This is a genomic window from Acinetobacter sp. GD03645, from assembly GCF_029845285.1.
GTDB lineage: Bacteria > Pseudomonadota > Gammaproteobacteria > Pseudomonadales > Moraxellaceae > Acinetobacter > Acinetobacter corruptisaponis.
In genome coordinates this window covers 18,398-39,390 of sequence record NZ_JAOCLL010000010.1, presented here as the reverse complement: position 1 = coordinate 39,390, position 20,993 = coordinate 18,398, and the positions used below count along the sequence as shown (strand labels likewise).

At 44.4% G+C, this 20,993-nt stretch carries 22 protein-coding genes; 16 read left to right on the top strand and 6 right to left on the bottom strand.

The window, feature by feature from the left end:
* Positions 1–21: 21 nt before the first annotated feature.
* Genes panB through yjgA form a run of 5 tightly spaced genes read left to right on the top strand, consistent with a single transcriptional unit; the run spans position 22 to position 3,364 of the window.
* On the top strand, positions 22–831 hold the full coding sequence (gene panB, locus N5J47_RS09645) for a 3-methyl-2-oxobutanoate hydroxymethyltransferase (RefSeq protein WP_267981739.1): 810 nt from the start codon (positions 22–24) through the stop codon (positions 829–831).
* A gap of 3 nt (positions 832–834) precedes the next feature.
* Positions 835–1,680 (top strand): pantoate--beta-alanine ligase, encoded by an 846-nt coding sequence (gene panC, locus N5J47_RS09640; protein ID WP_279960052.1) that lies wholly within the window; start codon positions 835–837, stop codon positions 1,678–1,680.
* A 27-nt stretch (positions 1,681–1,707) separates the two neighbouring features.
* Positions 1,708–2,559 (top strand): RNase adapter RapZ, encoded by an 852-nt coding sequence (gene rapZ, locus N5J47_RS09635; RefSeq protein ID WP_267981741.1) that lies wholly within the window; start codon positions 1,708–1,710, stop codon positions 2,557–2,559.
* Entirely contained in the window at positions 2,556–2,825 is a 270-nt protein-coding gene (locus N5J47_RS09630; RefSeq protein WP_004678316.1) for an HPr family phosphocarrier protein, read from the top strand. The genes rapZ and N5J47_RS09630 overlap by 4 nt, the downstream gene beginning before the upstream one ends.
* Before the next feature lie 2 nt (positions 2,826–2,827).
* A complete protein-coding gene (gene yjgA / locus N5J47_RS09625) occupies positions 2,828–3,364 on the top strand; it encodes a ribosome biogenesis factor YjgA (RefSeq protein WP_004681698.1) in 537 nt (178 codons plus the stop codon).
* Positions 3,365–3,411: 47 nt separating this feature from the next.
* Here the strand turns inward: yjgA and N5J47_RS09620 are convergent, their stop codons facing one another.
* Positions 3,412–5,055, bottom strand: a complete 1,644-nt coding sequence (locus N5J47_RS09620) for an acyl-CoA synthetase (RefSeq protein WP_279960051.1) — start codon at positions 5,053–5,055, stop codon at positions 3,412–3,414.
* Between the two features lie 273 nt (positions 5,056–5,328).
* Between N5J47_RS09620 and thrS the strand changes: the two genes are divergently transcribed.
* The 4 genes from thrS to N5J47_RS09600 all read left to right on the top strand — a co-directional run bounded on the left by thrS (position 5,329) and on the right by N5J47_RS09600 (position 9,010).
* On the top strand, positions 5,329–7,251 hold the full coding sequence (thrS, locus tag N5J47_RS09615) for a threonine--tRNA ligase (protein ID WP_267981744.1): 1,923 nt from the start codon (positions 5,329–5,331) through the stop codon (positions 7,249–7,251).
* 5 nt (positions 7,252–7,256) lie between these two features.
* Positions 7,257–7,808 (top strand): translation initiation factor IF-3, encoded by a 552-nt coding sequence (infC, locus tag N5J47_RS09610; protein WP_267981768.1) that lies wholly within the window; start codon positions 7,257–7,259, stop codon positions 7,806–7,808.
* 133 nt (positions 7,809–7,941) lie between these two features.
* Positions 7,942–8,559, top strand: a complete 618-nt coding sequence (locus N5J47_RS09605) for a glutathione S-transferase N-terminal domain-containing protein (RefSeq protein WP_279960050.1) — start codon at positions 7,942–7,944, stop codon at positions 8,557–8,559.
* Positions 8,560–8,584: 25 nt separating this feature from the next.
* The gene (locus tag N5J47_RS09600) at positions 8,585–9,010 is read left to right on the top strand and encodes a DedA family protein (RefSeq protein WP_279960049.1); all 426 of its coding nucleotides are present in this window, start codon (positions 8,585–8,587) and stop codon (positions 9,008–9,010) included.
* A gap of 53 nt (positions 9,011–9,063) precedes the next feature.
* Here N5J47_RS09600 and N5J47_RS09595 read toward each other — a convergent pair whose 3' ends face one another.
* Positions 9,064–10,317, bottom strand: a complete 1,254-nt coding sequence (locus tag N5J47_RS09595; RefSeq protein ID WP_279960048.1) for an MFS transporter — start codon at positions 10,315–10,317, stop codon at positions 9,064–9,066.
* A 236-nt stretch (positions 10,318–10,553) separates the two neighbouring features.
* On the opposite strand from N5J47_RS09595, the gene rpmI reads away from it, so the two are divergent.
* The 3 genes from rpmI to N5J47_RS09580 all read left to right on the top strand — a co-directional run bounded on the left by rpmI (position 10,554) and on the right by N5J47_RS09580 (position 11,493).
* The gene (gene rpmI, locus N5J47_RS09590; protein ID WP_004637967.1) at positions 10,554–10,748 is read left to right on the top strand and encodes a 50S ribosomal protein L35; all 195 of its coding nucleotides are present in this window, start codon (positions 10,554–10,556) and stop codon (positions 10,746–10,748) included.
* Between the two features lie 11 nt (positions 10,749–10,759).
* The gene (gene rplT / locus N5J47_RS09585) at positions 10,760–11,119 is read left to right on the top strand and encodes a 50S ribosomal protein L20 (RefSeq protein WP_000124858.1); all 360 of its coding nucleotides are present in this window, start codon (positions 10,760–10,762) and stop codon (positions 11,117–11,119) included.
* 176 nt (positions 11,120–11,295) lie between these two features.
* Positions 11,296–11,493 (top strand): hypothetical protein, encoded by a 198-nt coding sequence (locus N5J47_RS09580; protein WP_004761977.1) that lies wholly within the window; start codon positions 11,296–11,298, stop codon positions 11,491–11,493.
* A 53-nt stretch (positions 11,494–11,546) separates the two neighbouring features.
* Here N5J47_RS09580 and N5J47_RS09575 read toward each other — a convergent pair whose 3' ends face one another.
* On the bottom strand, positions 11,547–12,545 hold the full coding sequence (locus N5J47_RS09575) for a hypothetical protein (RefSeq protein ID WP_279960047.1): 999 nt from the start codon (positions 12,543–12,545) through the stop codon (positions 11,547–11,549).
* Positions 12,546–12,776: 231 nt separating this feature from the next.
* Between N5J47_RS09575 and pheS the strand changes: the two genes are divergently transcribed.
* From pheS to N5J47_RS09560, 3 genes are read left to right on the top strand one after another with little or no spacing between them, the layout of a single operon-like run.
* On the top strand, positions 12,777–13,757 hold the full coding sequence (pheS, locus tag N5J47_RS09570; protein ID WP_279960046.1) for a phenylalanine--tRNA ligase subunit alpha: 981 nt from the start codon (positions 12,777–12,779) through the stop codon (positions 13,755–13,757).
* Between the two features lie 33 nt (positions 13,758–13,790).
* Positions 13,791–16,172: a phenylalanine--tRNA ligase subunit beta gene (gene pheT, locus N5J47_RS09565; RefSeq protein ID WP_279960045.1), complete on the top strand. Its 2,382-nt coding sequence runs from the start codon at positions 13,791–13,793 to the stop codon at positions 16,170–16,172.
* Positions 16,169–16,465, top strand: coding sequence for an integration host factor subunit alpha (locus tag N5J47_RS09560; protein ID WP_004664224.1), 297 nt, complete (start codon positions 16,169–16,171; stop codon positions 16,463–16,465). Before pheT ends, N5J47_RS09560 begins: the two co-directional genes overlap by 4 nt.
* Before the next feature lie 106 nt (positions 16,466–16,571).
* On the opposite strand, the gene N5J47_RS09555 is transcribed toward N5J47_RS09560, so the two are convergent.
* From N5J47_RS09555 to trxA, 3 genes are all read right to left on the bottom strand, one after another.
* The gene (locus N5J47_RS09555) at positions 16,572–16,853 is read right to left on the bottom strand and encodes a hypothetical protein (protein ID WP_279960044.1); all 282 of its coding nucleotides are present in this window, start codon (positions 16,851–16,853) and stop codon (positions 16,572–16,574) included.
* 395 nt (positions 16,854–17,248) lie between these two features.
* Positions 17,249–18,517, bottom strand: coding sequence for a transcription termination factor Rho (gene rho, locus N5J47_RS09550; RefSeq protein ID WP_005085280.1), 1,269 nt, complete (start codon positions 18,515–18,517; stop codon positions 17,249–17,251).
* A gap of 329 nt (positions 18,518–18,846) precedes the next feature.
* Positions 18,847–19,173 (bottom strand): thioredoxin, encoded by a 327-nt coding sequence (trxA, locus tag N5J47_RS09545; RefSeq protein ID WP_004675702.1) that lies wholly within the window; start codon positions 19,171–19,173, stop codon positions 18,847–18,849.
* Positions 19,174–19,446: 273 nt separating this feature from the next.
* On the opposite strand from trxA, the gene ppx reads away from it, so the two are divergent.
* Positions 19,447–20,967, top strand: coding sequence for an exopolyphosphatase (gene ppx / locus N5J47_RS09540; protein WP_279960043.1), 1,521 nt, complete (start codon positions 19,447–19,449; stop codon positions 20,965–20,967).
* The last annotated feature ends 26 nt before the right edge of the window (positions 20,968–20,993 follow it).

The window sequence follows — 20,993 nt, the reverse complement described above, 5'->3', positions numbered from 1 at the left end:
ACGCCTGTAGAGGACATCATCATGATTAGTCTAAGTGACTTAAGAAAGTTTAAAGCCGAGGGACGCAAGTTCTCATGCCTCACCTGCTACGATGCAAGTATGGCGAAAGCGATGGAATTGGCTGAAATTGATACGATTTTAATCGGTGATTCTCTGGGAATGGCGATTCAGGGCCGAGACTCCACACTTCCCGTGACGGTTGAAGACATGGCCTACCATACAGCGGCTGTGCGTCGTGGTAATTCACATGCATTGATCATGACAGACCTGCCGTTTATGAGCTATGCAACGCTGGAAGATGGCCTGAAAAGTGCCAAGGCGGTGATGCAGGTTGGCGCACAAATGGTCAAGATCGAGGGTGGCGCATGGTTAGGTGAGCTGGTGCAGGTGTTGACCCGTAATGGAATCCCTGTCTGTGTGCATTTGGGTCTAACACCTCAATCAGTGCATGTGTTTGGTGGCTATAAACTGCAAGCCAGAACACGTGAAGCTGCGGATCAACTGATTGCAGACTGTCAGGCAGTGGTGGATGCTGGTGCTGCTGTTTTATTACTTGAATGTGTTCCCGCACAACTCGGCAAGGAAATTGCTGAGTTATTTCCAAATACTCCTGTGATTGGGATTGGCGCGGGCAATGAAACCGATGGTCAGGTATTGGTGGTACAGGACATGCTTGGTTTAACCTTTGGACGTGTTGCACGATTTGTGCGTAACTTTATGAAAGAACAGTCTGGTGAAACCGCAATTCTGGATGCCTTTAAGGCCTATCATGCCGCTGTTCAGGACCAGTCTTTCCCTGCAAAAGAACATACTTTTCAAGTTGAGCTGTAATCCATGAAAACAGAAACAACCATACAAGGCTTGACCGCATCACTTGCTCCTGCGCGCAGCACAAAAAAACTGATTGGTTTTGTACCGACCATGGGCAACCTGCATGAAGGTCACCTGACCTTGGTGCGCGCCGCAAAGAAAATCTGTGATGTGGTGGTGGTCAGCATCTTTGTCAATCCGATCCAGTTTGGCGCAGGTGAAGACTTTGACAGCTATCCACGTACCCTGGAGCAGGATAGCCGTTTACTGGCGGATGTGGGTTGCGACATCATTTTCGCACCCTCTGTAGAGCAGATGTATGGCACGCAGCCACGCTTGACCAATATCAGTGTCGGTCAGATTACCGATGACCTGTGTGGCAAGTCACGTCCTGGCCATTTTGACGGTGTGGCGGTTGTGGTGACCAAGCTGTTCAACATCGTACAGCCTGATTTCGCGTTCTTTGGGCAAAAGGACTACCAGCAGCTGGCGGTCATTCGCCAGTTGGTACAGGACCTGAACATGCCACTGGAAGTGATTGGTGTGCCAATTGTCCGTGCTGAAGATGGTTTGGCTTTAAGTTCCCGCAATGGTTATTTGTCTGAACAGCAACGCGCCATTGCACCCACGATTTACCAACTGCTCAAGCAAGCCGAACAGCAACTGCATGAGGGGCAGGCACTTGCGCAGGTACTGGAAAGTATCTCCAACCAATTGACACAGGCAGGCTTTGTTGTCGATTATGTGGAGGCCCGTCAAACAAATTTACAGCCAATTGAGCAATTTGATCGAAACGTGGTTTTATTTGTTGCGGCAAAACTGGGTACAACGCGTTTGATCGATAACCTACAGGTCGACTTTAAGACTTAAAACTAGAAAATAAAAAGGGTAAACGCCATGAAGCGTATTCTTATCGTGACAGGACAATCAGGCTCAGGAAAATCCTCTGCATTACAGGTGCTTGAAGACCTGGGCTATTACTGTATAGATAATCTGCCTTTGGCGTTGTTGCCTGAAATTGTGTCAAAACTGGATCATGAGAATAATCTTGAGCAGTTGGCTCTGGGCGTTGATATCCGTAGCACCCGTGCCGATATGCAGGAGTTTGACCATGTTTTTGAACAATTGCAAAAACATGGTACGGTCGATATCATTTACCTGACCACCCAAGATCAGGATCTGGTTTCCCGCTTTAGCGCCTCACGTAGGCCGCATCCGTTGGCAAACCGTTTTAACAGCCTGTTGCAGTGCATACAGGAAGAAAAACAGCTTCTGATTCCGATCCAGTTCCGTTCCACCGTCCATATTGATACCACAGATAAAAGTGTCCATGATTTAAAGCATATCCTGCTGTCCAAACTGGGGCAGTCAGACAAGTTGATCGTGATACTGCAATCATTTGGCTATAAGCATGGCATTCCGCTGGATGCGGATTATGTGTTTGATGTACGTCATCTGCCTAATCCACACTGGGATTTGGAACTGCGCCGTTTTTCAGGTTTGGATGAACCTGTGCGCCGCTTTTTAGAGGGTAGTCAGCAAACCAACGAGATGTTTGAGGATATCTATTGCTTTCTGGAAAAGTGGTTGCCCGCTTTCGCAGAGGGGCATCGCCATTACATGACCATTTCAGTGGGATGTACGGGTGGGCAGCACCGTTCGGTTTATATTGTGGATAGACTCAAGCAGGCCCTTGAGGCAAAATGGACTGTCCAAATCTTACATAGAGAAATGAAGCACTGGTCATGATAGACACAACAATTGATGTAATTAATAAACTCGGCTTACACGCGCGTGCATCTGGTAAACTGATCGAGGTGACCACCAGGTTTCGTTCCTCCATTCAAATTGGCAAGGGCGACAAACTGGTTGATGCAAAGAATATTATGTCATTGTTGATGTTGGGTGCAGGAAAGGGCACCACACTGAGACTGGTGATTGACGGTGCCGATGAAGACAAGGCACTGGAAGAAATTCAAACGCTGTTCGCAGCAAAATTTTACGAGGCAGAGTAATCGTGGCACGTGGACCCCAGCGTTATACCGATGAAGATTTTGAGTCATTAGAAGGGCGTGCGAGTCGAACTGAGCAAAAAAAGGCGGTTCAGCGTATGGCAGCCTTGGGTGAGCAACTGGCTCAACTCAATCCAAAGCAGATTCAAAAACTTCCTGTCGATGAGCGCCTAATTGACGCATTGCTTGAAGTGCAGAAGATCAGCTCATTTGAGGCACGTCGTCGCCAGTTCCAGCGTGTGGGCAAGTTGCTTCGCAATGAGGATGAAAGCACCATTTTATCCTATTTAACGCCGCAGCAGGGCGCGAAGAAACAAATGCAGTTGATGCGTTGGGTAGACCGAATGATTGATCAGGGTGATCCAATTATTAACGAGTTCAGCAAGGTGTTTAACGCCTCTGAACGTCATACCCTACGCCAGCATGTACTGCGTATCCATCGGGATATCAAGCAGCAGGTCAGTGAGGAGGAGCTTGAAGCCTCTAAACGCAAGTTTGTGAACTATGTACAGCAAGTGGCCTTGTTATCAGATCAGGGTTAAAGCTCCAAAAAGAAGTTTCGAAAGAAACTTCTTTTGCTTTTAGGGCGTTAATTTCCAAAATCTCCCGTTGCACGTTGTTTCGCCCATTCCCTTAAAATAAATTTCTGTAGTTTCCCTGTCGATGTTTTGGGAATGTCGGTAATCACCACATCCTTGGGTACTTTAAATCGGGCCAGTTCTTTCTGGCAATGGGCAATGATTTCCTCAGTCGATGCGGATGCGCCCTGTTTTAATTCAATAAAGGCACATGGTACCTCCTGCCAGCGTTGATCTGGTTTTGCCACAACCGCTGCGGTGAGTACGGCAGGGTGGCGATAGAGCACATCTTCCACTTCCAGAGAGGAAATGTTTTCGCCACCTGAGATAATAATATCCTTGGAGCGATCGGTAATCTTGGCATAACCGTCAGGATGGCAAACCGCCAAATCCCCTGTATGGAACCAGCCACCTTTAAATGCCTCCTCGGTTGCCTGTGGATTTTTTAAGTAGCCTTTCATGACGATGTTGCCACGGAACATGATTTCACCCATGGTCTGTCCATCATTCGGTACAGGCTGCATGGTCTCAGGATCGAGCACGCGCATACTGTCTTGCAATGGGTATGGTACGCCTTGGCGTGAATGAAGCTGCGCTTGCTCCTGAATAGATAAATCACTCCAGCCAGCCTGTGATGCACATAGTGCTGATGGGCCGTAGGTTTCGGTCAAGCCATAAACGTGGTTGACGTTGATGCCGATATTGCGCATTCCTTCGATGATCGCTACAGGTGGCGCAGCACCCGCGACCATCACTTCCACATGATGATCAAAAGCAGTTTTCTGTTCAGCAGGAGTATTGATGAGCATGGACAGCACAATCGGTGCACCACAGAAATAATCGACCTTATACTCAGCGATATATTTAAAGATTAATGCAGGATCAACCCTGCGTAAACAGATATTAGTGCCACCACTGGCGGCAATTGACCAGGCAAAACACCAGCCATTACAGTGGAATAATGGCAATGTCCACAGATACACCGCACGGGGTTTCATGCCACAGGCCAGAATATTGCTGGCTGCATTTAGGTAGGCTCCACGATGATGGTAGACCACGCCTTTAGGATTACCTGTTGTACCAGAGGTATAGTTGAGGCTAATCGCATCCCATTCGTCCTGTGGTAACAGCCATTCAAAATCGGGGTCGCCCTGTGCCAGCCACGACTCATATTCATACTGGCCGATTGCAACCTGTTCACCCTCAAACTCATGGTCAAAAACATCAATCACAATAATATTTTGTGGCACAAGGGCAAGTGCTTCCTCGGCAACCTGACGGAACTCTGGATCAACCAAAAGCACTTTTGCCTCGGCATGTGCCAGCATAAAGGCAATGGTTTTGGCATCAAGGCGGGTATTCAGTGTGTTCAGTACCGCGCCTGCCATTGGCACAGCAAAATGTGCCTCAATCATGGCAGGGACATTTGGCAACAACACCGAAACGGTATCATTCTTTTGAATTCCCAACAGGGTTAACTGATGCGTAAACTGGCGGCAGCGCTGATAGGTCTGTTGCCATGTAAGTTGACGTTCACCATGAATAATGGCTGCCTGATTTGGATAAATGTAGGCGGCACGCTCCAGGTAGCGCAACGGTGATAAGGCAACAAAATTTGCTGGTGTTCGTGGTAACTCATCATATGCACTGACCATGTGTACTGCTCCATTGCTGTTCTTGTCATGTTTATTTATATTCACACCAACATAGTGTTTCGCCCAGTCTAATTCATTTAGGCTTTAGTATGAGACGATTCCTTGATTGTTCCTGTATTTTTCTGATTCAAAGGTTTCATCCGCATCTAAACCTGTGTAAAATCTTGGATACTTTTTTATCCGCCGTTTTTTATCTTTTGAGGTCCGCCTCAATACATAATCTCGCGGTGATATGCTCCATTGTGCGGGGCATCACTCCTTAAGGATTTTATTATGCCAATCATTACCTTACCAAATGGTGATCAGAAACAGTTTGATCATCCGATTTCCGTGATGGAACTTGCTCAAAGCATTGGTCCAGGCCTTGCAAAAAATACCGTTGCGGGACGTATCAATGATCGTTTGGTGGATGCCTGTGACTTAATCACAGAAGATGCAACAGTTCAAATTATTACCCCGAAAGATGAAGATGGTCTAGATATCATTCGTCACTCATGTGCGCACCTTGTAGGACATGCGGTTAAGCAACTGTTTCCAGAGGCGAAAATGGTGATCGGTCCTGTGATCGAGGAAGGTTTCTACTACGACATCTGGATGCCGCGTCCATTTACACTGGATGATATGGCGGCGATTGAAGAGCGTATGAAACAGCTCATTGATCAGGATTATGATGTCATTAAAAAGATGACGCCACGTGATGAGGTCATTGCTGAATTTACTGAACGTGGTGAAGAATACAAGTTACGCCTGATTGCAGACATGCCGAATGAAACACAAATGGGCCTGTACTACCATCAGGATTATCTGGATATGTGCCGTGGTCCGCACGTACCCAACACAAAATTCCTAAAATCATTCAAGCTCACCAAGATTTCAGGTGCTTACTGGCGTGGTGATGCGAAAAATGAACAGCTACAACGTATTTATGGTACGGCTTGGGCTGATAAAAAACAGTTAGCTGCCTATATCAAGCGTATTGAAGAAGCTGAAAAGCGTGACCACCGTAAAATTGGCAAGGCTTTAGACCTGTTCCACATGCAGGAAGAGGCGCCAGGTATGGTGTTCTGGCACCCAAATGGCTGGACCATTTATCAGGTACTTGAACAGTACATGCGTAAGGTTCAGCAGGATAATGGCTATCAGGAAATCAAGACACCACAAATTGTCGACCTGATTCTATGGGAAAAATCGGGACATGCTGCAAACTATGCAGAAAACATGTTTACCACCCATTCGGAAAACCGCCATTATGCGGTGAAGCCAATGAACTGCCCTTGCCATGTACAGGTCTTTAATCAGGGCTTAAAATCATACCGTGAGTTGCCATTACGTTTAGCTGAGTTTGGTTCTTGTCACCGCAATGAGCCATCGGGTTCATTACATGGCATTATGCGTGTACGTGGCTTTACCCAGGATGATGCACATATTTTCTGTACCAAGGACCAGATTGCGCAGGAAGTTTCAGACTTTATTCAACTGACTTTGGCAGTATATAAAGACTTTGGTTTTGAAGACATTCAAATGAAGTTGTCTACACGTCCAGAAAAGCGCGTGGGCAGTGAGGAAATGTGGGATACTGCGGAAAAGGCCTTGGCTGATGCCCTAGATGCCGCAGGTCTACCGTGGGAGTTGCAACCTGGTGAGGGTGCATTCTATGGTCCGAAAATTGAATTTTCACTGAAAGACTGTTTAGGTCGTGTATGGCAATGCGGTACAATTCAATGTGACCCGAATATGCCAGAACGCCTTGAGGCGACTTTCGTGACTGAGGACAATGACCGTGATCATCCAGTCATGCTCCATCGCGCAATTCTTGGCAGTTTTGAGCGTTTTATTGGTATACTAATTGAACACTATGCGGGTTTCATGCCACCTTGGCTTGCACCTGTTCAGGCCTGTGTGATGAACATTACCGATTCACAGGCTGAGGCATGTGAGCAGGTGGTCGCAAAACTCAAGCAAAATGGGCTTCGTGCCATTTCCGACTTGAGAAATGAAAAAATCGGATTTAAGATTCGTGAGCGTACCCTGGAGCGTATTCCTTACCTCTTGGTTCTCGGTGATCGGGAAGTGGAAGAGGGAACGGTGAATGTGCGTACCCGCTCAGGAAAAAATTTAGGTACTATGTCAGTAGATGCATTTATTGACTTGGTGAAATCTGCCGTCGCCGAACGTGGCCGGTACATTGTGGAGTAATAAAGATTAAACAGCCTGACCGTAACCAACAACAAGGTGCTAAAAGTAACCGTCCTGCGATTAATGACGAGATTCGTGCAAAAGAAGTACGTCTCGTTGCCGCAGATGGAGAACAAAAGGGAGTCGTTTCATTAAGTGAAGCGTTGCGTGCTGCTGAGGAAGCCGATCTTGACCTGGTTGAGATTGTTGCGAACGCAGAACCACCTGTTTGTAAAATCATGGATTACAACAAGCACTTATTTGACTTGAAGCAAAAGCAAAAAGATGCGAAGAAAAAACAGCATCAAGTGCAAGTGAAAGAAATCAAGTTACGTCCTGCAACGGATGTCGGTGATTATCAGGTAAAATTGCGTGCAATTTTACGTTTCCTTGAAGAAGGGAATAAGGTGAAAATTACCTTGCGTTTCCGTGGTCGTGAAATGGCACACCAACAGCTTGGTTTGGCCCAGTTACAGAAAATTGAGGCTGATGTTGCTGAGTTCGGTGTAGTTGAACAACCTCCAAAAATGGAAGGTCGTCAAATGGGCATGTTACTTGGTCCGAAAAAGAAAAAGTAATTTTTCTTGAGAAAAGGCACCGCAATATGCGGTGCTTTTTTATTGTTTCTTTTCGTGCCTGACTGCTGATCAATAACCATGAAACATGCTATAACGCAACAACAATCAAGATAACGATGAATAGGTAATATAAATGATTGACCTGTATTATTGGGGTACTCCAAATGGGCATAAAATCACAATTGCCCTGGAAGAAATGGGACTTGAATATACAATCTATCCGATCAATATTCTGGAAAATGATCAGTTTCAGCCAGACTTCCTAAAGATTTCCCCTAATAATAAAATTCCAGCAATTGTTGACCAGAATGGCCCACGAAATGCGCCGATCTCGGTATTTGAGTCTGGTGCAATCCTACAGTATCTGGGCCGAAAGACAGGTTTGTTCTATCCAACGGATGAGCAGGAAAGGGTTGAGGTTGAACAATGGCTGATGTGGCAAATGGGGGGCTTTGGCCCCATGCTTGGGCAAAATCACCATTTCAACAAATTTGCGCCAGAACGTATCCCTTATGCAATTGATCGCTATGTCAATGAAACCAAGCGTTTGTATGGCGTGTTAAACAAGCAGTTGATTGGCCAGAAATTTGTTGCAGGTGAATATTCAATTGCAGATATGGCAATTTTGCCTTGGGCATTGCGCCATGAATGGCAAGGGATTCAACTGGAAGATTATCCTTATGTTCAGGACTATATCGAGCGCTTAGTTGCTCGACCTGCAATACAGAAAGCATTATCCATAAAAGTATAATCTTTATTAAGCAAGTTTAAGCCTCATGAGCTATTGGTTGTTGTTCATCTCTGCTTTTGGGGCTGCCACTTTACTCCCCTTACAGTCTGAAGCCGTGCTCATGACACTGCTGGTACAGGGACTGTCCAACCCTTTCTATCTTTTATTGGTGGCAACATTGGGCAATGTGCTGGGTTCCTGTGTGAACTGGTGGTTGGGGCTGAAAATCGAGTATTTCAAGGATAAAAAATGGTTTCCTGTTTCAGAAAAACGCTTAGGGCAGGCACAACGAATTTATCATCAATATGGTTTTTATTCTTTATTATTGAGTTGGACCCCAGTGATTGGGGATCCAATTACCTTAATTGCAGGACTGATGAAAGAAAGCTTTTGGCGATTTCTGTTGATTGTAACCATTGCCAAGGGTGGACGTTATCTCGCTTTATATATTTTATATCTGGGTGTTTTTTAAGCCTTAAAGGGAAAGATATTTATCTCTTTCCCTTTAGATCCTATAGCGTGAATTCAGTGGTCAGAACCTTTGGTAATATCCACCTTAAATAGGTCACTGGTTTTAAACCAGCAATAAGTGACTACAGCAAGTGTCATACAACCACCAAAGATTGTCGCTGTGATGGTTCCTAAATATTTTGCTGCTAAACCAGATTCAAAAGCACCGAGTTCATTGCTGGAAGAAACAAACATGCCATTTACTGCAGCGACACGACCGCGCATGTTTTCTGGTGGGAAAATTTGCAATACAGTTTGACGAACAACAACCGAAATACTATCACAGGCACCCGTCATCGCGAGAGCAAACAGGGATAGCCACATATTGTTTGAGAATGCGAATAGGATCGTAAACACACCAAAGCCAGCAACAGCTAGTAGCATGTTACGCCAAGCATGATGCATAGGTGGGAATTTGGTGAGTACAATCATGGTGACAAGTGCACCGATTGATGGAGCTGCTCTTAAATAGCCTAAGCCCTCGGGGCCTACTTTTAGAATTTCTTCGGCAAAGATCGGCAGTAGGGCAATCACACCACCAAATAATACAGAAACCAGATCAAGAGAAATCGCCCAGAGTACAATTTTGGTTTTCCAGATAAAGCGGAAACCATCAGTAAGGCTTTGCAGAACATTCTCTGTTTCCATTTTGGGGAAAGTACGTTTCTGTAATAGGTTAATCAGTACAAAACAAGTGGCTAATAATGCCGTGACTGCAAAGAAGCTGGTTTCACGTCCAAGAAAGGCCAGCATAAAACCACCCAGCATTGGGCCAATAATGACACCACTTTGCCAGCCAATCGTGGTCCATGTTGCACCATTGGCATACAGTTCGCGTGGAATCAGGAATGGCTTTAATGACGTGGCAGAGGGGTTATAGAAACCACGAATGGTTCCCAGGGCAAAAATGACTGCATAAATTCCCCAAGACAATGTTGTAATGCCAATTTTATCTAAACCATGTAAATGGAAAAGTCCCCAAAGAACCAAAGGGAGAGGAATCGCAAAGAATAAACATACTTTCATGATGGTCTGTTTATTCAGCTTATCTGCAAAATAACCGCCCCATAAAGACAGGGTAATGAATGGAATTGCCTCTGCAAGTCCAATAAAACCAAGTGTCAGTGGGTCACGGGTAATCTGGTAAAGCGAATAGGCAACAATGATTTCCTGAATCAAGATAGCAAGTGTCAGGCAAAATTGATTGATGGTGACAATGGAGAAATCCCGATACCTTAATGCCGCAAATGAATCATTCTGTATATTCATATTAATTGGAGGGTGAGAATTTGCATATATTATAAGCGCTGGTTTTGTGGATGTTTCTCATAATTTGAGAATTAATTATGGGAAATAACGTTTGGAGAAAAAGGATAGGGTATTATCAAAAAATGAGCATTTTGCTTTTGTTTTATGTGTAGATGCTATATGATACTGCACTCCTTACCTGCAGGTCGATTTGTAATAGTGCAAACGTGCCGAACAGGTGCCCAAAAGAGGTTACTATGGCTAAGTTAAAAACTCGCCGTGGTGCAGCTAAACGCTTTAAAGCGACTGCAAACGGTTTCAAGCGCAAACAAGCATTCAAGCGCCACATTTTGACCAAAAAATCTGCTAAGCGTATCCGTCAATTGCGCGGTTGTGTAATGGTTCACGTAAGTGACGTTGCATCAGTTCGTGCTATGTGCCCATACATCTAAGGAGATTATAAATGGCTCGTGTAAAACGTGGTGTAGTGGCTCATCGTCGTCACAAAAAAATTCTTGCTCGCGCTAAAGGTTACTATGGTGCTCGTTCACGCGTTTATCGCGTAGCGTTCCAAGCGGTAATCAAAGCTGGTCAATATGCTTACCGTGACCGCCGTCAAAAGAAACGTCAATTCCGTGCTTTATGGATTGCGCGTATCAATGCTGGTGCTCGTCAAAACGGTTTGTCATACAGCCGTATGATCGATGGCTTGAAAAAAGCTCAAGTGATCATCGACCGTCGCGTATTAGCTGACATCGCTATGCATGATGCGGTTGCATTTGCTGCTTTGGCTGAAAAAGCTAAAGGTGCATTAGCTGCATAAGCTTAGAGATTCAAGGAAGGCCGTTTTTTAGCGGTCTTTTTTATTTTTAGATGATTAAATTTAAAGAATAAACAGAGATTAAATATAAATAGAGCTTACACAACCCTAACACGTTTGATTGGACATTTACCCTTGAATCTTTTTACAGTAAAAGAAAACAAGATAGGGGTAAAGATATGCTAGTGAGTGTAGAGGGATTGCAGCAAGGTGCATTTGAAACAGAACTGACCATTTTGCCAAGAAAGGGTGAAACCATTCGAATTTTTTATGGGCCAGACGCTGAAGTTGAGGGTGAAATTGAAAATGTACATCACATTGTCAATCAGCATGATGGCGGACATAAGGTGATTATAAAAATTAAACCAACTTTTTGATCAATAAAAGAAAAACCAGATTGCGTGTAGGCAGGTTGTTTTATTGCTTATAGTTACAGCCCAAAATAGTAAGCACAGATACAGATAATCACCGTGAGAATAATCAACTTAATCACACCAGATGTTCCAACCTTATGCTGGTGAGCCTGATTAAAATGCTGTGATGTTTCCATGGTTCTGTCGATAATTTCAGGTTCAGGAGTGAGCTGTGCAGTTTGATAGTGGTTGGCTGTCTTAACAATCAGCTTGGCAAATAGGTCATCGGTTTTCTGGGCAAAGTTGCGTAAATTGATCTGCTCCTCAGGGTCAATCAGCTCACCTGAATCATGATAGGGGTGGCGTCTTTTTTCTTCCAGGTAGTTGGCTAGGGCCTGGGTGCGATGTAATAAACGGTGGGCGCAATCTGCTGGATAATCCGTTGGAATCAATGCAAGCTGCTGGCTTGAAAGATGGGTGGGATCAACCTTATAGCCATAAAATGGAAAGTCTTGTTGTGCTGGTTCAGGAAAATGCTGGGCATATTTGCTGTCAAAAAGCTCACGTTCCAGAAAAACCACTACATCGTTCCAATTCACATTTTGTAAATCAGCATTTATTTTTTTGACAAGTTTGTCATTCAGTTCATACCCCCAAAAAGTTTCCTGGCCCAGTGTGATTTTCTGTGAAACAGGTACTTCAAACTCATTGTCACTGTTATACCATTCAGCCAGTTCCTGCCCGCAAATCCATGCAGTTTTTTTATTGGCCTGATGGCTGATCATAAAGTGTGCAAAGGGAAGTAGCTCAACATTGGGGTTTGGGTTTTGCTCTTCATTTAATAAAATGGATAAGTGTAGACTGAGTTTGGTAACGCCCTGTTTTTTCAGCCCCTCCAGCCAAATCTGGAAGTGCTGTGCCAGTAAATGTTGTGATAACAGGTCGCGGAAAGTCAAACATTGGTGATCAAAAATAGGATGTTCAACCCAACGGCTAAAATTGAGATTTCCTGCAAGAAATTCATTGCCATAGCTCACCAGGGTAAGCTGTTGTTTCCAGATTTGATCAAGCGCCATCGTTATTCTTTCTCATTGACGATATCGGTATCTTATACATTTTATTAAAATATTGATCGTTTTTTTACGAAAATTTGCTGACTTCATTACCTCATCTTGATATTCGGTAGCGATAGGATCACCGAAAAAGTACCCTATTTAAACAGCCGTTTAACTTCAAAAAACAGGTAAAAAGCTGATAAACTATAGCGTTTTATTATATTTCTATAATTTGTTGCTTTGAGAGTTACTATGTCACTGGAAGCCCTGACCACTGAAGCGCTTGCTGCCATTGCAGCGGCTCAAGACCTTGCTGCACTCGACCAGGCCCGTGTGCAATTTACAGGGAAGAAAAGCCAGCTTGCAGAGCAATCGAAAGCGCTTGGAAAAATGGATCCTGAAGAGCGCAAAGTACAAGGTGCCGCGATTCATGCGGTTCGTGAAGCAATCAATGCTGCTTTGACTGAACGCCAAACAACCTTACAGCAGGCTGAGCTTGCACAAAAGCTTGCCAGTGAAACGATTGATATCACCTTGCCTGGTCGCGGTCAACGCATGGGAAGTATCCATCCAGTCACCCAGGTGCAGGAGCGTATTTGCCAGTTCTTTACCAAGGCGGGTTTCCAGATCGCTTATGGTCCTGAAGTTGAAGATGACTATCACAACTTTGAAGCCTTAAATATTCCAGGCCATCACCCAGCACGTGCCATGCATGACACGTTCTATTTTGACGCAACACATTTACTGCGTACCCATACTTCTGGTGTGCAGATTCGTACCATGGAAACCAGTCAGCCACCGATTCGTATCGTGTGTCCAGGCCGTGTTTACCGTTGTGACTCAGATCAAACCCACTCACCGATGTTCCATCAGATTGAGGGGTTATACGTTGCTGAAAATACCAGTTTTGCTGAGTTAAAAGGTTTGCTGATTAACTTACTCAATGAATTCTTTGAAAAAGACCTGAAAGTTCGTTTCCGTCCATCTTATTTCCCATTCACTGAGCCAAGTGCAGAAGTGGATATCATGGATGAGCGCGGTCGCTGGTTGGAAGTTTTGGGCTGTGGCATGGTGCATCCAAATGTACTGCGTGCCGCAGGGATTGATCCTGATCAATACAAGGGCTTTGCTTTTGGTTTAGGGGTGGAACGTTTTGCGATGTTACGTTATGGCATCAATGACTTGCGTATGTTCTACCAAAATGATGTGCGTTTCTTACGCCAATTTGCCTAACAGTTTTTTCAGGATTAAATAAGGTTTATACAGATGAAAATTAGTGAAAATTGGTTACGCACCTGGGTCAATCCAGCTATTGATAGTGAAACACTTTCTGATCAGTTGACCATGTTGGGTCTGGAAGTTGATGAGCTTGCTCCCGTGGCAAAACCATTTATAGGTGTGGTTGTTGGTGAAGTTCTCACGGTAGAACAGCATCCAGATGCAGACCGTTTACGTGTGACAACAGTCAATATTGGATCAGGTGAGCCATTGCAGATCGTCTGTGGCGCGCCAAATGTCCGCCCAGGTATGAAAGCTCCTGTGGCAACCATTGGTGCGGTATTGCCAGGTGATTTTAAAATCAAGAAAGGCAAGCTTCGTGGCGTGGAATCACAGGGCATGCTGTGTGGCGCTTCCGAAATTGATCTGGAAGATAAGATTGATGGTTTGTTGGAATTACCTGCTGATGCGCCAGTGGGAATGAATATTCGTGAATATTTAAAGCTTGATGATAATGTGATTGATATTAGCATCACGCCAAACCGTGGTGACTGTTTCAGTATCCGCGGTATTGCACGTGAAATCGCAGTGATCAATCAGTTGAATGTCAATGAACCTCATATTCAGGCGCTTGCTGCCACCATCACCGATGAAAAAGCGGTCTCCATCACCACTGAGGGTACACCGCGTTATCTAGGGCGTGTCATCAAAAACATCAATGTCAAAGCGGCAACACCTGAGTGGATGGAACAGGCATTGGCACGTTCAGGCATCCGTACCCATAGTATTCTGGTGGATATTACCAACTACGTATTGCTTGAGTTAGGCCAGCCAATGCATGCCTTTGACTTGGCTAAAATTGCAGGTTCGATTCAGGTTCGACAGGCACAGCCTCAAGAAAAATTGAGGTTGCTGAATGATCAGGAGGTTGAACTGCAAGAAGACATCATCGTGATTGCAGATGAGCAAAAAGCATTGGCAATTGCAGGCATCATGGGTGGCCTGGATTCATCAGTGACCGATGATACTCAGGATATTTTCCTTGAAAGTGCATTCTTTGCGCCTTTAGCCATTGCAGGTCGCGCTCGTCGCTTTGGTTTACATACCGATTCATCACAGCGTTATGAGCGTGGTGTCGATTTTGAACTGCCAATGATTGCCATGCACCGTGCTTCTGAATTGATTCAAGCCTTTGCTGGTGGTGAGTTTGGCCCAATTACGGTGGCTGAACAAACGAGCTTATTGCCAAAACGTGAAGCGATTGTATTGAAACAGGCAGAGGTTGATCAGTTGCTTGGATATCAAGTGGCGGGTGATTTTATTGCCGATGCATTAACACGCCTTGGTTGTGTTGTTACAGCAATCGCTGAAAGCGAGTGGAGTGTTGTTCCACCTTCACACCGTTATGATATGGCAATCTATCAGGACCTGATTGAAGAAGTTGCACGTATCCACGGCTATGACAACATTCAGATCAGCTTGCCAAAAATTGATGTGAAACTAGAGAAATATCAAGACCGTTTTGAAATTGCTCAACTGCGCCAGACCATTGCAACTTTGGGCTATCAGGAGGCGATTAGCTTTAGCTTTGCCGATGCGAAGCTTGAAAAGCAACTCAACCCAAATGTCCAGCCATTGATGCTTGCCAATCCGATTTCCAGTGATTTGGCTGCAATGCGTAGTACCTTATTATCTAGCTTGATTCCTTGTGTCCAGTACAACCTAAACCGTCAGCAGCAGCGTGTCCGTTTCTTTGAGTTGGGTTTGCGTTTTGATTATCAGGATGCACAAAGTATTCATGATTTAAAACAGATCCCGACCTTGGCAATGATTGCCGTGGGTTCACGTACGCCAGAATCCTGGCATGCAAAGCCACAGGCAATGGATTTCTTCGATTTCAAGGGGGAGGTGGAAGAAATACTGGCTGCTGGACGTGTGCAGGCTGAGTTTTTCCGTACTGAACGTGCATGGCTACATCCAGGCCAGTCTGCTGAAATTGTGGTGAATGGACAGTCGATTGGTTATTTAGGCCGTTTGCATCCCTCACTGGAAAATGAGCTTGATTTAAGCACAACATGGGTGGCGGAACTGGATCAGCAGGCTGTTTTGCAATCTTATGTATCTAATTTTACAGAATTATCACGTTTTCCATCGGTTAGACGTGATATTGCGCTTTTAATCTCTGATAAGATTGAGGTAAGAGATATTCAGCGGTTAATTGAGCAAACAGGTGGGGAGTTACTCGACTCAACATGGTTGTTCGATGTGTATACGGGGCAAGGAGTTGAGCAAGGCAAACGTTCTCTGGCATTTGCATTGTTGTGGCAACATCCAGCGCGTACGCTTGAAGATGCTGAAATCAAATCTGGTATGGATAACATTATTCAAGTGTTGGAAGACACTTACCAAGCGACATTGAGGGCCTCATGACAGCATTAACAAAAGCAGAGATGGCGGACCATTTAAGTGAGCTTACGAGTTTAAATCGCCGTGAAGCAAAACAGATGGTCGAGTTATTTTTTGACGAAATCAGCCAGGCATTGATTGCGGGTGAGCAAGTCAAACTTTCAGGGTTCGGTAATTTTGAGTTGCGTGACAAGCGCGAACGTCCTGGACGTAATCCAAAAACAGGTGAGGAAATTCCGATTTCTGCCCGTCGAGTGGTCACGTTTAGGGCGGGCCAGAAATTTAGACAACGTGTTGGAAATGAGCAGATCGATTGATCTGCTTTTTTTATGTTCTTATTTTTAATTTTTTGAACTTGATCAAAAATCAGGCATAAAAAAAGAGAACCAAAGGGTTCTCTTTTTTGAATAATCTAAAACTAGATTATTGTGCAGCAGAAGCTTCAACTGGAGCAGCTTCAGTAGCAGCAACGTCAGAAGCAGCAGCTTCAGTCGCTTCAGAAGCAGCAGCATCAGCAGCAACAGTTGCATCAGCAGCAGCGTCAGTCGCTTCAGAAGCAGCTTCAGTTGCTTCAGTAGCAGCTTCTACAGCTTCAGAAGCAGCAGCAGTAGCGTCAGTAGCTGGAGCTTCTTCTTTCTTAGAGCAACCAACGAAAGCTAAAGTAGTGGCAATAGCAGCAGCAACAGCAAATTTCTTGAATAACATGGCATCACTCTCATAAAATTGTGAGATTAAAAAAAACCTGGGTTAGTCTGTATGTGCTTTTATTATTCCTAAACGCTTTAGGTAACAACGCAGGGAGCAGTCTAACTGGTCTGCTGCTATCCTATCAAAGCAAATCATGAATTACTACAGCCCTGTCCAACAAAACGACAAAAAATGACAAAAATTGGCTAATTTTTGATAGGAAATAACTATGAAAAATTAATTTTAAATCGGATTTTTGTTGTTTTAGGTCTTTATATTTTATTCATTGTTTTAAAAAACAATAACTTAATTTTTATGTGGGATTTTTAAATAATGTGTAAATAATATGTAACGGTGTCAACCGAATTAAAAAAGCCACCATAAAAGGAGGCTTTTTTAATGAAGTGCCGCGATTAGTTTGCCGCTTTACGCTTCATCTGGTCGAAGAAATCATCATTGGTCTTGGTTTCTTTCATACGATCCAGTAAGAATTCCATTGCCGCCAGCTCATCCATAGGATGGAGGAGTTTGCGCAGAATCCAGACCTTGCGTAGATTATCTTCATCCATGAGGCGTTCTTCACGGCGGGTGCCTGATTTCTTGATGTTCATGGCAGGGAACACGCGTTTCTCGGCAATACGGCGATCCAGTGTAATTTCCTGGTTGCCTGTACCCTTAAACTCTTCATAGATGACATCATCCATCTTACTGCCTGTTTCAATCAGGGCAGTTGAGATGATGGTCAATGAGCCACCTTCTTCAATATTACGTGCGGCACCAAAGAAACGTTTCGGACGTTCAAGGGCATGGGCATCTACACCCCCTGTAAGTACTTTGCCTGATGATGGAATCACGGTATTGTAGGCGCGTGCAAGACGGGTAATGGAGTCAAGCAGAATCACAACATCTTTCTTGTGCTCAACCAGACGTTTGGCTTTCTCAATCACCATTTCAGCTACCTGAACGTGACGGGCAGGCGCTTCATCAAAGGTTGATGCAACCACCTCACCACGAACAGTACGTTCCATCTCAGTAACTTCTTCAGGACGTTCGTCAATTAAAAGTACAATCAAGAATACTTCAGGGTTGTTGCGTACAATCGACTGGGCGATATTTTGCAACAACATGGTTTTACCCGCTTTAGGCGGTGCCACAATAATTGAACGCTGACCTTTACCAATCGGTGCAACCAGATCAACCACACGTGCGGTTAGGTCTTCAGTTGTGCCGTTCCCAAGCTCCATCACCAGTTGTTCGGTTGGAAACAATGGCGTCAGGTTTTCAAATAAGATTTTATTACGTGAGTTTTCAGGCGTGTCATAGTTAATTTGATTCACCTTTAACAGGGCAAAATAACGCTCACCTTCTTTTGGTGGGCGAATTGTACCTGTAATGGTGTCACCTGTGCGCAGGTTGAAACGGCGAATCTGGGATGGGCTGACATAAATGTCATCTGGTCCTGCCAAATATGAACCAGCAGCCGATCGTAGGAAACCAAAACCATCAGAGAGAATTTCGAGAACACCATCACCAAAGATTTCTTCGCCATTCATGGCATGGCGCTTTAAAATGGCAAAAATAATATCTTGTTTACGGTTACGTGCCATGCCTTCAAGGCCCATAAACTCCGCAATCTTAATGAGTTCGCCAATGGGTTTTTTCTTGAGTTCAGTTAAGTTCATAAGTGGTCAGACAGAATGGAATAAGTGGAGGATAATGTTGGGAAAAGAATAAAAAATCGACCGCATACATAGATGCTGATGTAATTGTAGATACACAACCACGATTCAGTAGCTTGGTTCATTGTTTCAGAGAGAAATGTGAAAACAATTGTTTATTGCCGAGCGGCGATCTTATGTTTTGTGTTTTGTAAGAAGCGTAATGAAGTAGATTCCATTCAGGGCTTCTTGATCCAGTAATATAGGGGAAATCAGGGAATTTGTCAATTTTTACGAAGAAATACACTATCTGTAATAGTATATTTCTTCCGATTGACAACTACATCCAGCAATTAGATGTTCTGGTCAATAAATGCCGCAAGTTTTGAACGCGGCGCTGCGCCAACCTGTTGTGCCACAACTTCACCATTTTTAAACATCAATAATGCTGGAATGTTACGGATGTTGTATTTCACGGCAGTGTCTTCACATGCAGTCACGTCAACCTTAACGATTTTCACCTTGCCTGCATATTCATTTGACAAGTCTTCAAGTACAGGTGCAATGGCTTTACAAGGCGCACACCAGCCAGCCCAGAAGTCAACAAGTACAGGAGTTTCAGCATCTAAAACATCTGCTTGGAAGTTTTCATCAGTTGTATTAACAATAGTCGCAGACATAAGGTTGCTCCAAATTTAAGGAATAAAGTGCGAATTTGATCATCATCACGATGAATATTACATTGCTACTTTACTCAATGTAAGGGTTTGTTCTGATTATTCAAGTTTGAAAATAAAAAGTCTAATGGATGCTCACGATGTTGACCATCGACTTATACAATCATTTACTTGATAAAAGCGAAAATACGCGAGTTTTATTGCTGAAAATGACTTTAAAATTATTGGCGTGTGAATTACTCTAATGCCTGAATGGTGTATGGGTTTATATAAATAATGTCTGATTTTCTGATTGATGAAGAATTACTTGCCGCGATTGACATGGGTTCAAATAGTTTCCATTTGGCAATCGCTCGTGTTGATCACGGTGAAGTTAAGAAAGTTGCTTCAATGTCAGAAAAAGTACAGTTGGCAGCGGGACTGGACGAAAACAAGAATCTAACCGAGGCTGCACAACAGCGGGGATTGGCCTGTTTGGCACGTTTTGTGGGTCGTTTAAGTTCTGTGCCACCCAACCGTTTAAGAATTGTGGCGACCAATGCACTGAGACAGGCAAAAAATGGCCATGAGTTTATCCAGAAAGCTGCTGAAATCCTGCCAAAACCCATTGAAATCATTGCAGGCCGTGAAGAGGCCCGCCTGATTTATCTTGGTGTTTCACACACCATGGCCAATGGTGGACGACGTTTGGTGGTCGATATTGGTGGTGGTTCAACCGAATTTATTATTGGTGAAGAGTTCGAGCCACTTTATACCGAATCCCTGCAAATGGGCTGTGTGGCTTACAGTAAGGCATATTTCCCTGATGGTGAGATTTCCACCAAGGCCTTTGACAAGGCGGTGGTTGCGGCACGCAAGGAAATGTCTGCGATAGCCAACACCTATAAGACTGAAGGCTGGGACACCGTTGTTGGTTCGAGTGGAACCATCAAGGCATGCCGTCAGATTGCAGTCAATTTGGGACTGAGTGATGAACAGGAAAACCTCACGCATGAAGGGCTGTCTAAGCTAAAGGATCGCCTGCTTAAATTTAAGCATGTTTCTGAAATTGATTTTGAAGGACTGCGTGAAGACCGCCGAGCAGTTTTGCCAGCAGGTATGGCAATTTTGTATGCGATTTTTGACGTTTTGAATATTGATAAGTTGGCATATTCCGATGGTGCATTGCGTGAAGGCGTGATGTATGACCTGCTGGGCCGTTTCAAGCATGAAGACATTCGTGACCGCAGTGTGCAGGCGTTGATGGGACGCTATAACGCCGATCCAAAGCAGGCTGAACGTGTGGTGAATACGGCCCAGCAATTGTTTGATGGGGTGGCTGGAGCGTTACATTTAACCACAGAAGACAGTGACTTACTGCGTCGTGCCGCCTATTTGCATGAAATTGGTTTGGCGATTAGCCATGGTGGCTATCATCGTCATGGTGCCTACTTGTTGCAGCATTCAGATATTCCAGGTTTCTCACAGATTGATCAAAACCATCTTTCACATCTGGTTTCGCACCATCGGCGTAAGCTGCGTGCCGATGCCAAGAATGATGTTTTAAAGGTCGGTGGCAGTCATTTACTCTATCTTTGCCTGTTGCTTCGCCTCGCAGTTTTGCTGAACCATAGTCGCAGTGATCAGATGCTTCCTGCCATTGAACTGAGTGTGGTAAATGATCAACAATGGCAACTCAGCGTTTCTGGCGATGCTAAACAATGGCCTTTACTGGTTGCAGACCTGCATGATGAGCAGGTGCAATTCAAGCATTGGGACATTGAGTTAAATATTCAGTCAGACAAATTTATTGATTAACCATATTGTTATGGATCATTTTTGAC